This window comes from Arenibaculum sp. (assembly GCF_035998295.1).
Taxonomy (GTDB): Bacteria; Pseudomonadota; Alphaproteobacteria; order Azospirillales; family Azospirillaceae; genus DASYHS01.
In genome coordinates this window covers 24,037-39,015 of record NZ_DASYHS010000193.1, presented here as the reverse complement: position 1 = coordinate 39,015, position 14,979 = coordinate 24,037, and the positions used below count along the sequence as shown (strand labels likewise).

General features: G+C 71.0%; 14 protein-coding genes. 7 read left to right on the top strand and 7 right to left on the bottom strand.

Translation table 11 applies throughout. From position 1 onward, the window contains the following. Positions 1-11: 11 nt before the first annotated feature. Positions 12-716 carry a class I SAM-dependent methyltransferase gene (locus VGO20_RS19145; protein WP_327503982.1) on the bottom strand — a complete coding sequence of 235 codons (705 nt, stop codon included), beginning with the start codon at positions 714-716 and terminating at the stop codon, positions 12-14. A 218-nt stretch (positions 717-934) separates the two neighbouring features. Here VGO20_RS19145 and VGO20_RS19140 point away from each other — a divergent pair, with 218 nt between their 5' ends. Next, on the top strand, positions 935-2,011 hold the full coding sequence (locus VGO20_RS19140) for a COX15/CtaA family protein (RefSeq protein WP_327503981.1): 1,077 nt from the start codon (positions 935-937) through the stop codon (positions 2,009-2,011). A 49-nt stretch (positions 2,012-2,060) separates the two neighbouring features. On the opposite strand, the gene VGO20_RS19135 is transcribed toward VGO20_RS19140, so the two are convergent. Genes VGO20_RS19135 through VGO20_RS19125 form a run of 3 tightly spaced genes read right to left on the bottom strand, consistent with a single transcriptional unit; the run spans position 2,061 to position 6,075 of the window. Next, on the bottom strand, positions 2,061-3,011 hold the full coding sequence (locus VGO20_RS19135) for a lysylphosphatidylglycerol synthase transmembrane domain-containing protein (RefSeq protein ID WP_327503980.1): 951 nt from the start codon (positions 3,009-3,011) through the stop codon (positions 2,061-2,063). Then, positions 3,008-3,805, bottom strand: coding sequence for an endonuclease/exonuclease/phosphatase family protein (locus tag VGO20_RS19130; RefSeq protein WP_327503979.1), 798 nt, complete (start codon positions 3,803-3,805; stop codon positions 3,008-3,010). Before VGO20_RS19130 ends, VGO20_RS19135 begins: the two co-directional genes overlap by 4 nt. Beyond that, positions 3,802-6,075 (bottom strand): VTT domain-containing protein, encoded by a 2,274-nt coding sequence (locus VGO20_RS19125; RefSeq protein WP_327503978.1) that lies wholly within the window; start codon positions 6,073-6,075, stop codon positions 3,802-3,804. Before VGO20_RS19125 ends, VGO20_RS19130 begins: the two co-directional genes overlap by 4 nt. Positions 6,076-6,321: 246 nt before the next feature. On the opposite strand from VGO20_RS19125, the gene VGO20_RS19120 reads away from it, so the two are divergent. The 5 genes from VGO20_RS19120 to VGO20_RS19100 are packed head-to-tail and all read left to right on the top strand — an operon-like array spanning position 6,322 to position 11,764. Further along, the gene (locus VGO20_RS19120; protein WP_327503977.1) at positions 6,322-7,926 is read left to right on the top strand and encodes a peptide ABC transporter substrate-binding protein; all 1,605 of its coding nucleotides are present in this window, start codon (positions 6,322-6,324) and stop codon (positions 7,924-7,926) included. 13 nt (positions 7,927-7,939) lie between these two features. After that, positions 7,940-8,863, top strand: a complete 924-nt coding sequence (oppB, locus tag VGO20_RS19115) for an oligopeptide ABC transporter permease OppB (protein ID WP_327503976.1) — start codon at positions 7,940-7,942, stop codon at positions 8,861-8,863. A gap of 11 nt (positions 8,864-8,874) precedes the next feature. Next, positions 8,875-9,744 carry an ABC transporter permease subunit gene (locus VGO20_RS19110; RefSeq protein WP_327503975.1) on the top strand — a complete coding sequence of 290 codons (870 nt, stop codon included), beginning with the start codon at positions 8,875-8,877 and terminating at the stop codon, positions 9,742-9,744. After that, entirely contained in the window at positions 9,741-10,775 is a 1,035-nt protein-coding gene (locus VGO20_RS19105) for an ABC transporter ATP-binding protein (RefSeq protein WP_327503974.1), read from the top strand. Before VGO20_RS19110 ends, VGO20_RS19105 begins: the two co-directional genes overlap by 4 nt. Next, a complete protein-coding gene (locus tag VGO20_RS19100; protein ID WP_327503973.1) occupies positions 10,772-11,764 on the top strand; it encodes an ABC transporter ATP-binding protein in 993 nt (330 codons plus the stop codon). The genes VGO20_RS19105 and VGO20_RS19100 overlap by 4 nt, the downstream gene beginning before the upstream one ends. Positions 11,765-11,850: 86 nt before the next feature. Here VGO20_RS19100 and VGO20_RS19095 read toward each other — a convergent pair whose 3' ends face one another. Then, positions 11,851-12,417, bottom strand: a complete 567-nt coding sequence (locus tag VGO20_RS19095; protein ID WP_327503972.1) for a DJ-1/PfpI family protein — start codon at positions 12,415-12,417, stop codon at positions 11,851-11,853. A 591-nt stretch (positions 12,418-13,008) separates the two neighbouring features. Between VGO20_RS19095 and VGO20_RS19090 the strand changes: the two genes are divergently transcribed. Then, a complete protein-coding gene (locus tag VGO20_RS19090) occupies positions 13,009-13,332 on the top strand; it encodes a DUF4870 family protein (RefSeq protein WP_327503971.1) in 324 nt (107 codons plus the stop codon). Between the two features lie 91 nt (positions 13,333-13,423). Here VGO20_RS19090 and VGO20_RS19085 read toward each other — a convergent pair whose 3' ends face one another. Further along, positions 13,424-13,618, bottom strand: coding sequence for a DUF4170 domain-containing protein (locus VGO20_RS19085; protein ID WP_327503970.1), 195 nt, complete (start codon positions 13,616-13,618; stop codon positions 13,424-13,426). Positions 13,619-13,656: 38 nt separating this feature from the next. After that, the gene (gene aceA / locus VGO20_RS19080) at positions 13,657-14,934 is read right to left on the bottom strand and encodes an isocitrate lyase (RefSeq protein ID WP_327503969.1); all 1,278 of its coding nucleotides are present in this window, start codon (positions 14,932-14,934) and stop codon (positions 13,657-13,659) included. Positions 14,935-14,979: the final 45 nt, after the last annotated feature.

The following is a 14,979-nucleotide window of genomic DNA, read 5'->3' as shown; positions in this document are numbered from 1 at the left end:
TGTCCGAGGGATCATCGGTGACGCCCGCCGGGATTGCCAGAACGTCTTTCAAGAGCGCCGTGGCCGTCAAGGCTGCATCCCGGCTCGACACTTATCGGCTTGCGGGCGATGATCCACAGGAAACGATGGTCTTCATCGTCTTGAAGCTGTTCTTCGGCGTGCTCGATTGTCAGGCCCGCTTCTTGAACCAGAGAAATATTTCTATCAGATCCATAATGACTGAAATACATCTCTGTTCCCATCCATTCCCCTTGCCAATCCGAGGATGCCGTCGCGCCCAGGCTGCCGACGAAAACTCCTCCGGGCTTGAGCCATCCGGCAATGCGCTTCAGCAGATCGCCGTGCTCGGATCGGGGAACGTGAGTTATCGAATAGAAAGCGGAAACCGCGTCGAAACTTGTCTCCGGCAGTTCGGTCGTGGTCATGTCGCCGTGAAGGAAGTCGCCGGCAGGTACGTTGTGACGAGCCAAGGCAACCTGCCGTTTTGATCCGTCGATACCCAGGATGCGATGCCCCAGGGCAGTCAGTTCCTTCGCGACCGGAAGTCCGGCGCCGCACCCCAGGTCGAGAACTCTCGCGCCCCCCGCCGGGGGAAGCAGGGCTGCCAGCGCGGCAAGCCACCGGTCTCGCACGATCGACCTGCCGAAGCGTGCGAGATATGTCTCCGCCATCCGATCATAGCCGTTGGAGACCAGAATTTTCGGATCAGACTTCATGGGTCGAGGTGCCCTCGGTCCGGCAACGAGGAGAAAACGGTATCCGAGCTGATAGGGTACGGGAAGTACAACGCTGCCCTTTATCGGGGGCTCCCCGGACGTCATCCGGCTGCGGCACAGTGCCGCTCCCGCCCGGGCCGGCGGCCGGTTCGGTTTGACCCGCCCGCCGGCCTGGCCCAGATAACGGCGCAGCGACACCGCATCCCGGGACCCTGGACTTGGCCACGCTTCCCTACCAATCCCTTCCACGCGCCGCCGGCCGCGATGGCGCCTCGGCGCGGCCGATCGCCTGGTGGCTGCTGTTCTGCTGCGCCATGGTCTTCGCGATGGCGGTGATCGGGGCGGTCACCCGGCTGACCGAGTCGGGCCTGTCCATGGTCGAGTGGCGGCCGCTGGTGGGCGTCCTGCCGCCGCTCTCGGAAGCGGAATGGAACAGGGTCTTCGATCTGTACCGCGAGACGCCGGAATACCGCCACGTCAACCGCGGCATGTCGCTGGAGGAGTTCCGGTACATCTTCTATTGGGAGTGGTTCCACCGGCTGTGGGGCCACCTGATCGGCATCGCCTTCGCGGTCCCGCTGGCCTGGTTCGCGCTGAGGCGCCAAATCCCGGCCGGCCTGATGCCCAAGCTGCTCGGCCTGCTGGCGCTCGGCGCGCTCCAGGGCTTCGTCGGCTGGTTCATGGTCGTGAGCGGGCTGGTCGACCGCCCCTCGGTCAGCCACTACCGGCTCGCGATGCACCTGTCGCTGGCGTTCCTGATCTATGCGCTGCTGCTGTGGGTGGCGCTGGGGCTGCTGGGGGGCGGCGGCGATGCCCGCATCGGGGAGGACCGGGCGCGGCGGCTGCGCGTCCATGGCGGCCTGGCGCTGGCGCTGGCCGGGGTGACGATGGTGTGGGGCGCCTTCGTCGCCGGGCTGGACGCCGGGCTGATCCATCCGGACTGGCCGCTGATGGGTGGGCGCTTCGTCCCGAGCGAGGCCTGGCACCTGGAACCGGCGTGGCTGAACCTGTTCGAGAACCACGCGACGGTGCAGTTCTTCCACCGCTGGATCGCGGTCGCCACCGGGCTGCTGGCGCTGTCCTTCGCGTGGCGGGCGGGGCGCGGCGGAGCCGGGCCGCGCGTCCGCTTGGCGGCGGTGCTGCTCGCGGGGATGACGGTCGTCCAGGTCTCGCTCGGGATCGCGACCCTGCATACCGGCGTCGCGATCCCGGTCGCCGCCGCCCATCAGGCCGGCGCGCTCGGCCTGCTGACGTTCCTGGTCTGGCTGCTGTCGGAGCTGCGCCGGCCGGCGTGAGCCCGGGAGACGCCGACCAATTGAAAGTCAAACGCCGACCGTTTGAAAGTCAGCGGGGATCTTCCGGGACCCGGCGCAGGTCGGTGCCCAGCAGGACGACGGCGGCGCCGGGCAGGCTGGCGGCCAGGAGCAGCAGCCCGAAGATGAGCGAGAGGGGCAGGACCCCGTCGGCGGGGAGGCCGGCGGCGCCGAACAGCGCGACCATCGCGCCCTCGCGCACGCCCCAGCCCGCGAGCGAGATCGGCAGCCCGGCCAGCAGCAGGACCGGCGGCATCAGCACGATGCAGTCCGCGAGCGAGGCCGGCAGGTCGAGCGAACGCGCGATCAGCCAAGCCGTGGCGCCCGCGCCCAGATGGACGAGCACGGACACGGCGACGAGCGGCAGGGCATGGCGGGGCCGCCGCGCCAGCCCGCGCAGCGCCTCGGTGAAGCGGCCGGCCGCCTCCAGCCAGCGCCAGGGCGGCAGCACCCGCGCGATCCGGTCGGCCGAGACGGCAAGGACGAGCAGCGCCGCCGCGACCGCAAGCCCCGCGGTCAGGGCCGTCCGCCAGTCCGGGTCCGCGACGCGCGGGTAGAGTGCGGGCAGCGTCGCCCCGACGACGACGACGAGGCCGCCCAGCGCCGCCGCCCGGTCGACCAGCACGCCGTGAACGCCGGCCGAGACGGGATGGCCCAGCAGCCGGACCCGCCAGACCCGCCAGGCGTCGCTGCCGACCGAGGTCGGCAGCGCCTGGCCCACGAACAGGCTGCCGAGGTTGACGGCGAGCGCGCGGCCCAGGCCGAGCGGGGCGCCGATGCCGTCCATGATCGCGCTCCAGCGCCAGGAGATGGCCAGGATCTGGAGCGCGGTGGCGGCGAAGGCGGCGGCGAGCAGCGCCAGGTCCGCCGAGGCGATGCGCAGCGCGGCCGCGCCGAGGTCGGTGCGCGCCAGCACCAGGGCGAGCAGCAGCCCGGAGAACCCCAGGCGCAGCGCGAAGCCCGCGCCGGCGCGCCGGGTCATTGCCGCAGGGCGATCGTCGCCCGTACCGGCAGGTGGTCGGAGGCGCGCCGCGTCAGGGGCGTGCGCACGACGTCGAAGCTGGAGAGCAGCAGCTCGTCGGTCACGAAGATGCGGTCCAGGCGCAGCGCCGGCATGCGGACGTGGAAGCTGCGCGGCGCCGCGCAGTCCGGGAAGGTGTGGTGAAGCCTGCGGATGCGGGGCGACCGGCCGCGCCATTCGTTGAGGTCGCCCAGGAAGACGGTCGGGATCCTGCCGCCGTCCTCGACCGCGTGGAGGATGCGCCCGATCTGGGTGTTGCGCTCCCAAGGGTCGAGGCCGAGATGGGCGACGATGACGCGGACGAGCCGTCCGGCGATCTCGATGTCGGCGTCGATCGCGCCGCGCGGCTCGCGGCTGCCGACCGACAGGTCGATGTGCCGCAGATCGCGGATCGGCAGGTTGGTGAGCAGCGCGTTGCCGTAATGCGCGCGCTCATGGTGCTTCGTCGGCCCGGCATGGGCTGCCAGGCCCGTCGCCCGCGACAGGTATTCGAACTGGTCGAGGCCGATCTCGCCGCGGTGGTGCCAGCCGACCTCCTGCAGGCCGACGACCGCGCAGTCGAGCTGCCGGATCACGTCGGCGATGCGCGCGGGCGAGAACTTCGCGTCGATGCCGACGCAGCTGTGGACGTTGTAGGTCGCGATGCGGAAGTTCGCCGAGCCTTCCGGGGCCTGCCCCGGGCGCTCGTCGCGCTCGTCGATGCCATCCTCGTCCGCGGGGGTCTCCGCTTCCCGCTTGCCGGCCAGATCCGTCACGCTGCTTCCCCGTCCTTGCGTTGTGCCGTTCCCCTCGGCCCGAAGAGCCTGTTGGCGATCCAGCCCAGGCCGATGGCCGCGGCGCCGAGCAGGACGGCGACCGCCACCGTCGCGGGCGCGGGATCGCGCAACGCCCGCTCGAGCTGGCCGCCGAACAGGCTGAACGCGAGCACTCCCGGCGTCATCCCGACGAGCGTTCCGACGACGAAGTGAGTGAAGCGCAGATGGGAGGCCCCGGCTACCAGATTCACGACCGTGAACGGCGCCACCGGCATCACCCGGAGCACCGCCACGGTCAGGATGCCGCCCTGGCCGAGCCTTCGGCTGATGCGGTTGACCGTCCTGCCGCCGAAGCGGCGCACGAGGTCCCGGCCGCCGAACCGCCCGAGCGCGAACAGGATCGCCGCGGCGAGCACGCTCCCGGCGAGCGCCGTCGCGAACCCCGCCAGCGGGCCGAGCGCGATCGCGGTCACCGCGATCATCACCGTGACCGGGAACATCGCGCAGCTTCCGGCGACGAACAGGCCGATGGTCAGGAGCATGCCCGCGGGCCCCATCGCCGCCAGTCCCTCGGCCCAGCCGAGGATCGCGTCGACGTCGGCGAACGCCGACAGCGGGGTGAAGCGCCACAGCGCCAGCAGGGCGCCGGCCAGCAGCACGAGGGCGCCGGCCGCGAGGAGGAAGCGGCGGTGCGGGCGAGCCTCGTCATGGTCCGGCAGCAGCATCCGCGTCAGGTCCTCCGCGCGCACCGGCCGCTCGGGATCGATCAGCGGGCTGTCGACGAGCAACCCTTCGATCTCGTTCTCCTCCCCTGGCCCGCCGCCGCAGTCGCCGGCCGGCTCCAGGATTTCGAGCGGCAGGAGGCGGGGCCGGCCCGCCGCGTCCGCGCCGCCGCCCAGCGCCTCGCCCAGCGCCTCGATCGTCGCGACCAGCGAGCCCGTCTCCTCCAGGCTGCGGCCGACCTCCGCGGCCGTCCGCCCGAGATGCTCGGCCAGCAGGTCGTCGCGCAAGCCGGCGACGACGCGGCGCGTCGCGGCCTCGCGGGCGGTCCCCGGGACGGCCTCGACCGCGAGGTCGCATTCGGTGTCGAGGCCCATGGAGCGGTTGTTCAGGTTCGCCGAGCCGATGCGCAGCAGGCGGTCGTCGATCACGGCGATCTTCGCGTGCACGTTCTTCGGCGTGCCGCGCGCGGTCACCGGCACCAGCAGCCGGAACCGGCCGTGCCGATCCCGCGCCCGCAGGCGGCGCAGGATCTTCTGCCGCTTGGGGCCCATCACCTCCTCCTCCAGCCAGCCCGAGCAGCGATGCGGGCCGATCACCACCACCTCCGGTCCGTCCGGCTCGGCGAGCCGGGCCGCGATCGCGTCGGCGACGCGTTCGCAGGTGAAGTACTGGGTCTCCAGGTAGATGCTGCGCCGCGCCCGGCGGATGGCCTCCAGGTACAGCGCCTCCACCTCCCGGACCTCGGGGCGGCCCTCGTGCTCGGGATCGGTCCGCGCGATGCCGATCCCGACCTCGCGCAGCGAGGGGACGACGTCCGGCCAGGCGTCCGGCTCTTCCGGCCCGACGGGCGGCGGTGGTGCCAGTGTCTCGCCGGTGGCGCGCCGCCAGCGTTCGCGCGCGAGCGTGCCGATGGCGGCGGCGGCCGCCCCGTCGACCGCCATCGCGGCGTCGTGGAACGGGGCGTAGGGGGCGCCGCCGGGATCGACGCGGCCGGGGTCGTCGTCCAGGTGCCGGCGCGTGTCCCAGCGCCGCGCCGTCAGGTCGAGGCCGCCGCAGAACGCCACCCGGTCGTCGACGACGACGAGCTTCTGGTGGTGGCTGGCACCGCGCGGGTGCCGTCCGTCGACGCGGAAGGAGACGCGGGGATTGCTCATCCAGTCGATCACGAAGACCGGGATCATCTCGCGCTCCAGCGCGAAGATCATCGAGAAGTCCCATTTCAGGACATGGGCCCGCAGGCCCGGCCGGGCTGCCACGAGCCGGTCGAGATAGGGGCCGAGGCGGTCGGCCGTGCCGGCCCGGGCGGCGGTCTCGGGGCCGAACGCCATCCGCGTGTCGAAGTCCCAGCCGATCAGCAGGATCTGGTGGCGGGCCTTGGCCAGGGCCGCGTGCACGGCCCGGAAGTAGTCGTCGGCGTCCACGAGGCAGGCCATCCGGCGCGCCGGCTCGACGCGCCAGCAGGTGCGCCCCGGCGCCAGCAGGGGATCTTCCCCGCCGTTGCGCGCATCGGCGGGTTCCGGTATCGGTTCGCTCAGCGTCGTGGACATGGACCTCCCCCGGCGGCGACCTCCGCCCCCGTTCCCCTTCCATAACCCCCGGACGGCGCTTCCGCTCCGCAGAAGCGGTCGCGGGTCGAATCCTGCCTCGCGATTGACAATTTCATTGCCGACATACGTGTGTCTGGATACCGTCGATCGTATTCAGAACGCACCGGACGAGCCGTTCCCGGCAGGGAAACCGTCAAGGGGCGCGGCGCAGGCGACGACCGACATCGAGACAGGGAAGTGAAACGAATGCGGGACATTCGCAAGCTCATGGCCGGTGCCGTCATGGCCCTGGTCCTCGGCACGGGTGCGCTGGCCGCCGACCAGGCCCGGGCCGAGACGGTGCTCCGCCGCGGCAACGGGCCGGACGCCGAGACCCTGGACATCCACAAGTCCACGGGCATGCCGGACGCCTACATCCAGATGGACCTGTACGAGGGGCTCCTGACCCCCGGTCCCGACGCGACGCCGCAGCCCGGCGTCGCCGAGAGCTGGACGGTCAGCGGGGACGATCTCGTCTATACCTTCACGCTCCGCGACGACGCGAAGTGGTCGGACGGCACGCCGGTCACCGCCGAGGACTTCGTCCATTCCTGGCGGCGCCTGGTCGATCCGGCGACGGCCGCCGACTATGCCCGCTTCCTGTGGCCGGTCGCCAACGCCGAGGCGATCACGAAGGGCGAGAAGCCGCCGGAGACGCTCGGCGTCCGGGCGGTCGACGCCAGGACCCTGGAGGTGACGCTGCGCGCGCCGACGCCCTATTTCCTCGCGGCGCAGATGCACCCCTCCACCTATCCGATCTCCAAGGCGGCGCACGAGAAGTTCGGCGCCGACCACGTGAAGCCGGGCAACCTCGTCTCCAACGGCGCCTACATGCTGGCCGAGCACGTGCCGCAGAGCCACGTCAAGCTGGTGAAGAACCCCCATTACCACGGGGCCGCCGACGTCGCCGTCGATACGGTGTTCTTCCACGCGACCGAGGACATCGACGCGGAGTTCAAGCGCTTCCGCGCCGGCGAGCTCGACACGACCTACGAGATGCCGCCCCAACAGATCGCCTGGGCCGAGGAGAACATGCCGGACGCGTTCCGCAACGCGCCCTATTTCGGCACCTACGTCTACGCGTTCAACCTGAACAACGAGCCTTGGAAGTCGAACCCGGAACTGCGCAAGGCGCTGTCGCTGGCCATCGACCGCGACCTGCTGGTCGAGAAGATCACCCAGGGCGGCGAGCTGCCGGCCTATGGCTGGATCCCGCAGGGCACGAACCATTACGAGTCCCAGTCGCTGGACTATGCCGGCATGACGCAGGACGAGCGCGACCAGCTCGCGCGCGAGCTGATGGCCGAGGCCGGCTACGGACCCGACAATCCGCTGCAGGTCGAGTACCTGTCCAACGCCGGCGAGCGCCACAGGAAGATCGCCATCGCGATCGCGACGATGTGGAAGCAGAAGCTCGGCGTGGACGTCGACCTGCGGACGGAGGAGTGGAAGGTGTTCCTCGATACCCGCGACAAGAACGCCTACAAGGACCTCGCCCGGTTCGGCTGGATCGGCGACTACAACGACGCGAACAGCTTCCTCGACCTGTTCCGCAGCGACATCGGCGTGCAGAATCCGGCGGACTTCGAGGACGCGGAGTACGATGCGCTCTTGAAGCGGGCGGGGGTCGAGGACGACCTCGACAAGCGGGCGCTGCTGATGCAGGAGGCGGAGCGGCGCCTGCTGGAGGCGCATGCGATCATCCCGATCCACCACTACACCCGTCCCCACATGGCGGCGCCCCACGTCAAGGGCTGGATCGGCAACATCATGAACTACCACCTGACCCGCTACGTCTCGATCGGGGAATGAGGGCCGCCGCCCGGTGCTGACCTATGCCGTGCGCCGGCTGTTCGGCGCGGTGCCGACGCTGTTCGTCATCGTCACGCTCGCCTTCTTCATGATGCGGCTGGCGCCGGGCGGCCCGTTCGACGGCGAGCGGATGGTGCCGGCCGAGATCGAGGCCAACCTTCTGCGCGCCTACGAGCTGGACCGGCCGCTCCTGGCCCAGTACGCCGCCTATCTCGGCGGGGTCCTGACCGGCGACCTGGGGCCGTCGTTCAAGTACAAGGACTTCTCGGTCGGCGAGCTGATCCGGAACGGACTGCCGGTCTCGCTGAGGATCGGCGGGATCGCGATCGTGGGCGCGGCCCTGGCCGGCGCCACGCTCGGCTCGATCGCGGCGCTGCGCCGGAACACCGTCCTCGACCGCGCCCTGATGACCGGCGCCATCGCCGGGGTCGCGGTGCCGACCTTCGTGGTGGCGCCGTTCCTCAGCCTGGTGTTCGGCGTCTACCTGGCCTGGCTTCCGGTCGCCGGCTGGGGCGACGGGCAGTGGCGGCATCTCGTGCTGCCGGTGGTGGCGCTGGCGCTGCCGCAGGTCGCCTACGTCGCCCGCCTGACCCGCGCCGGCCTGATCGAGATCCTGCGGTCGGACTTCATCCGCACCGCGCGCGCCAAGGGGCTGCCGGAACGCGCGGTCCTGTTCCGCCATGCGCTCCGCGGTGCGCTGCTGCCGGTCGTCTCGTATCTCGGCCCGGCGACGGCGGGCATCCTGACGGGCTCGGTCGTGATCGAGCAGATCTTCGGCCTGCCGGGGATCGGCCGGCATTTCGTGCAGGGCGCGCTCAACCGCGACTACACGCTGGTGATGGGCGTCGTGGTCTTCTACGGCGCGCTGATCATCCTGTTCAACCTCGTGGTGGACCTGCTCTACGGCGCGCTCGACCCGCGCGTCCGGTACGACTGAGGGGGCGGAGAATGGAGGTCCGGTCCGCGGTCGCGGGACGCTCGCCGGGGGCGGATGCCTGGCGCCGGCTGCGGCGCAACCGGGCGGCGCTCACCGCCGGCGCCGTGCTGGCGGCGATCGCGGCCGCGTGCCTCCTCGGCCCGCTCCTTCATCCGGTGCCGCCGGGCGAGGTGTTCTGGGACGCGATCCAGAGCCCGCCCGACATCGCCGCCGGCCACCCGTTCGGCACGGACGCGAACGGCAGGGACATCCTGGCGCGCACCCTGCACGGCGGCCGGGTGTCGCTGGCGGTCGGCCTGGCCGCGACGCTGGTCAGCCTGGTCATCGGCGTCGCCTGGGGTTCGGTCGCGGGCTATGCCGGCGGGCGGGTCGACGCCGTGATGATGCGGATCGTCGACGTGCTGTACGCGCTGCCGTTCATGTTCTTCGTGATCCTGCTGATGGTCTTCTTCGGCAGGAACATCCTGCTGATCTTCGTCGCGATCGGGGCCGTGGCATGGCTGGACATGGCGCGGATCGTCCGCGGCCAGACGCTGAGCATCAAGCGCCTGCCCTACATAGAGGCGGCGCGGGCCGGCGGCCTGGGGAGCGCCGCGATCATCCGGCGCCACGTCGTGCCGAACGCGCTCGGCCCGGTCGTGGTCTACGCGACGCTGACCGTCCCCAAGGTGATCCTGCTCGAGAGCCTGCTGAGCTTCCTCGGCCTCGGGGTGCGCGAACCGGCGACGAGCTGGGGCGTGCTGATCGGCGACGGGGTCGCGAACATGGAGAGGGCGCCCTGGATGCTGGTCTTCCCGGCCGGCTTCCTCGCGGCGACGCTGTTCTGCCTCAACTTCCTCGGCGACGGCCTGCGCGACGCCCTGGACCCGAGGGACCCGTGACGGACCCCACAATGGACCGGGGGACCGCTCCCTGCCGTGCCGGCCCCCTGCTGGAGGTGTCGGGGCTGAACGTCGCGTTCGCGACCGAGGACGGCGAGGTGCGGGCGGTGCGCGACGTCGACCTTACCGTCGCCGCGGGCGAGGTGGTCGGCGTGGTCGGCGAGTCGGGGTCGGGCAAGACCCAGCTCTTCCTGGCGGCGATGGGCCTGCTGGCCGCGAACGGCCGCGCGAGCGGGAGCGTGCGGCTCGGCGGGGAGGAGATCCTTGGCCTGCCGGCACGCCGCCTCAACCGCATCCGCGGCGCGCGCGTCGCCATGGTCTTCCAGAACCCGATGACGTCGCTGAACCCGTATCTGCGCGTCTCGACCCAGATGACCGAGGTGCTGCGGCTGCACCGGGGCCTGTCGGCCCGGGACGCCCGCCGGCGCGCGGCCGAGATGCTGGACCTCGTGCGCATCCCGGACGCGGCGCGGCGCCTCGACGCCTATCCGCACGAGCTGTCCGGCGGCATGCGCCAGCGCGTCATGATCGCGACCGCGCTGCTGTGCCGGCCGGAACTGCTGATCGCCGACGAGCCGACGACGGCGCTCGACGTCACGGTCCAGGCCGACATCCTGGACCTGCTGGCCGAGGCGAGGTGGGAGTTCGGCACCGCCATCGTCCTGATCACCCACGACCTCGGCGTGGTCGCGGGCCTCGCCGACCGGGTCGTGGTGACCTATGCCGGCCGCATCGTCGAGCGCGGGCCCGTGCGCGACCTCTTCCACGACCCGCGCCATCCCTATACGCGGGCACTCCTCGGCTGCGTGCCCCGGCTCGACGCCGACGTGCCCGACGAGCTGCCGGCGATCCCCGGCCAGCCGCCGGCGTCCGGCGATCCGGCGCGGGGCTGCGCCTTCCTGGGGCGGTGCGCGGAGGCGGGCGACCGCTGCCGGCGCGAGGAGCCGGGGCTGCGCGGGCTCGACGGGCGCGACCCGGCGGCGCGGGCCAGCGCCTGCCACCGGGATACGGCGGCGGGAGGGGGGCCGTGACCGCGCCTCCTTCTGCGCCTACCCTGCTGAGCGTGCGGGGCCTGCGCGTCCTGTTCCGGGTGCCGCGCGGCCCGCTGCGCCGGCCGGCCGTGCTGAGGGCGGTGGACGGCGTCGACTTCGACCTGGAGGCGGGAGAGACGCTGGGCGTCGTCGGCGAGTCCGGTTGCGGGAAATCGACGCTCGGGCGCGCCGTGCTGCGCCTGATCGAGCCGGCGGCGGGGACGGTGGCGTGGCGCGGCCGCGACCTGCGCTCGCTCGGCCCGCGCGAGCTGCGGTCCCGGCGCCGCGAGATGCAGATGGTCTTCCAGGACCCGGTGACCTCGCTCGATCCCCGGATGACGGTGGGCGCCATCCTGGCCGAACCGCTGGAGACCTTCCAGCCCGGGCTGTCCGCGGCCGGGCGGCGGCGGCGGGTCGAGGAGGCCATGGCCGAGGTCGGCCTCGCGCCGGAGATGGTCAACCGCTACCCGCACGAGGTGTCGGGCGGGCAGGCCCAGCGGGTCGCGATCGCGCGGGCGGTGATCGCCGGGCCGAGCCTGCTGGTCTGCGACGAGCCGGTCTCGGCGCTCGACGTGTCGATCCGGGCGCAGATCGTCAACCTCCTGAAGCGCCTCCAGCGCGAGCGCGGGCTGTCGATGATCTTCATCGGCCACGACCTGTCGGTGGTGCGCCAGGTCAGCCACCGGATCATGGTGCTCCATCTCGGGCGCGTCGCCGAAATCGCGGACCGCGACGCGATCTTCCGCGATCCGCGCCACCCCTACACCCGCGCGCTGATCTCGGCGGTGCCGATCCCCGACCCGGACCGCGAGCGGGCCAAGCGGCGCCTCGTGCTGGCGGGCGAGCCGGCCTCCGTGCTCGCCCCGCCGTCGGGCTGCGGCCTGCGCACGCGCTGCCCGCTCGCCCACGACCGCTGCGCCGCCCAGGCGCCGGCCCTGGAGGAGGTGCGCCCCGGGCACCTCGTGGCCTGCCATCTCCGCGAGGGGTAGATAAAAAAGAAAAAGGCGCCGTCCCGGCAGGGACGACGCCTTTTTCGGAAGAAAGGCCTCAGGCGGCCTTCTTGACCCGGGCCGCCTCAGGCGGCCTTCTTGACCTGCGCCGCCTCGGCGAAGACCTTCACGGCCTGCTCGACGAAGGCCGGCAGGGCGTCGGGGCCGTTGGCGGTGACGAGGGCCTTGTCGACGACGACCTGCTCCTCGCTCCAGGTGGCGCCGGCCGCCTCGAGCGCGTTGCGGGAGCCCTCGGCGCCGGTCAGCGCCCGGCCCTTGATGCGATCGACGAGGGCCAGCAGCTCCACCCCGTCGTCGATCGCCGCGATCGGCTTGCCGCCGTCCACGAAGCTGCCGACGATGCGCTTGGTGTGCGGGCTCTGCGCGAGCTTGGCGACGCTGCGCTCGCCGCCGGGCAGCAGCAGCATGTCGTAGTCCGCCGCGAGCACTTCGCCGACCTGCTTGTCGACCGGGAAGTAGTGGCCCCAGGCCTTGCCGTGCCAGCCGTTGACCAGTCCCTGCTCGGGCGAGATCAGACGCAGCGTGGCACCGGCCTTGAGCAGGGCGCGCTGCGGTTCAGTCATTTCCGTTTCCTCGAAGCCGTTGGCGACGAGAATGGCGATGGTCTTTCCGGCGAGCGGCTGATGATCCATCTGGTCTGTTCTCCTTCCCTGTTGAAACTCCTCGTGCCGGCGTTGCCGGCCACCCGTCGGACTGCATGGCGCCAGCACCGGCGCGCGTGCACGAGGCACACGACGCCACGCCCCGGGGCGGGGACGCGGCAGAGCCGAAGGTGCAGAAACCAAGCGCGGCAGTCCGGGGATCGAACACGCCGCGGCCGGAGCGCTCGAAGCGCCATGGGCTATCTGATGCGTAAGGTTAAGTGGCGGCTTTCCGCCTGCAAGTCAATGCCTAAATCCGCACCTTTTCGCAGTGCAGCGACGGTGTCGATCCGGCCGCGGGCGCATTGCCCGGCGGCCGCCGGGCGGGGACGGAGGCATGTTGCCGCGTCCGCCTGGACTTGCGGCGATTTGACCGGTCGGGGCACATGACTGGATGCATGCCGGACCCGCAAGGAGCGCAACTCTGCCGAGAGGCCGGGCCGCCGGCGGGTAATGCGGCGGGACATGCGGGGATTATCGAAAAATCAAGTTTCCCGAGCCCATGGTGGCGGCGCCACCGTCCGTGACGGATTTCGAGAAGGATAGGGAGAAGTGCCGGTGCAGGATGTTTCTTCAGGCGCGATGTCGCAAACGCAAAGGAACCTGAGGACGGTTTCGCTGGTCGTGTACGGCTTGTACTTCCTGTCGCTCGTGAGCGGGTTCACGTCCATCATCGGCGTGATCATCGCGCACATCAAGAAGGGGGATGCCGCGGGAACGGTCTACGAGAGCCATTTCGCCAACCAGATCAAGATATTCTGGATCGGGCTGGTGCTCGGACTGGTGGGGGGCGTCCTCACGCTCGTCGTGGTCGGCTGGCTCGTCCTGATCGCGGCCGGCATCTGGTTCCTGTACCGCTCCATCAAGGGGTTCCTGCGCGCGATCGACGGCAGGCCCTATACCTGAACGGCCCTTGCACCTGGACGATGCTTGCGGACGATGACGGCGGCCGCCCCGCGGAGAGGCGGCCGCCGTCCCGTCGGACGGATCGCGTGCGTCAGCCTTCGCGCGCGATCGTGTAGCGCATGTGGGCGTTGCAGCGCGTCGCCTCGGCGGCGGCCTGCCAGCGGGCCCGCGCCGTCTCGTAGCTGGCGTAGGGGCCGAAGAGTTCGCTGGTGCCGTCGCACAGCTCCTCGAAGCGGGTGTCCCGGTACTCTCCGCCGACGACCCAGTAGCGATTGCACTTTTCCATGATGTCCTCCTGCATCATGCGACCGGCCCGCCGGTCGATCAGTGGAACTGGTCCGATTCCGTGCTGTCCTTCATCGCGGTGGTCGAGGCGGCGCCCCCCGACACGGCGACGCTGACCGCGTCGAAATAGCCGGTGCCGACCTCGCGCTGGTGACGGGTCGCGGTGTAGCCGTCGGCCTCGGCCGCGAACTCCGCCTGCTGGAGTTCCGAATAGGCGGCCATGCCGCGCTCGCGGTAGCCCTTCGCCAGCATGAAGGCGCTGTAGTTGAGGGAGTGGAAGCCCGCCAGCGTCACGAACTGGAACTTGTAGCCCATGGCGCCGAGCTCCTTCTGGAAGCGCGCGATCGACGCCTCGTCGAGGTTGGCGCGCCAGTTGAAGGAGGGCGAGCAGTTGTAGGCCAGCAGCTTGCCGGGGTGCTCGCGGTGGATCGCCTCGGCGAAGCGGCGCGCCTCCTCCAGGTTCGGCTTCGAGGTCTCCCACCACAGCAGGTCGGCATAGGGCGCGTAGGAGAGGCCGCGGGCGATGCAGTGCTCGACCCCCATGCCCTTCTTCAGCCGGTAGAAGCCCTCGCCTGTGCGGCCCTGGTCGAAGTCGATGAAGCGGTGGTCGCGCTCGTCGATGTCGCTGGTGATGAGCTGGGCGCTCTCGGCGTCGGTGCGGGCCAGCAGCAGGGTCGAGGTGCCGGAGACGTCGGCGCCGAGGCGCGCGGCGTTGAGCGTCCGGATGAACTGCTGGGTCGGGACCAGCACCTTGCCGCCGAGATGGCCGCACTTCTTCTCAGAAGCGAGCTGGTCCTCGAAATGGACGCCGGCCGCACCCGCCCGGATCATCGCCTTCATCAGCTCGAACGCGTTCAGCGGGCCGCCGAAGCCGGCCTCGGCGTCGGCCACGATCGGGGCGAACCAGTACGTGTCGTCCTTGCCCTCGGCGTGGTGGATCTCGTCGGCGCGCTTGAGGGCGTTGTTGATCCGCTCGACGACCGCCGGGACCGAGTTGGCGGGATAGAGGCTCTGGTCGGGATACATGCTGCCGGCCAGGTTGGCGTCGGCCGCGACCTGCCAGCCCGAGAGATAGATCGCCTTCAGGCCCGCCTTGACCGCCTGCATCGCCTGGTTGCCGGTCAGGGCGCCCAGGGTGTTGACGTAGGGCTCGGCGTGCAGCAGCTCCCACAGGCGCCGCGCGCCGAGCTCGGCCAGCGTGTGCTCGATCCTGATCGAGCCCGACAGGCGCTTCACCTCGTCCTGGGAGTAGTCGCGCCGGATACCCTCCCACCGCGCCGCGTGGATCTTCCCGTCATTCGAGCCTGAATTCGCCATGACCCCAATTCCCTTCGCTACTCATATCCGTCCGCCGCGGGTGCA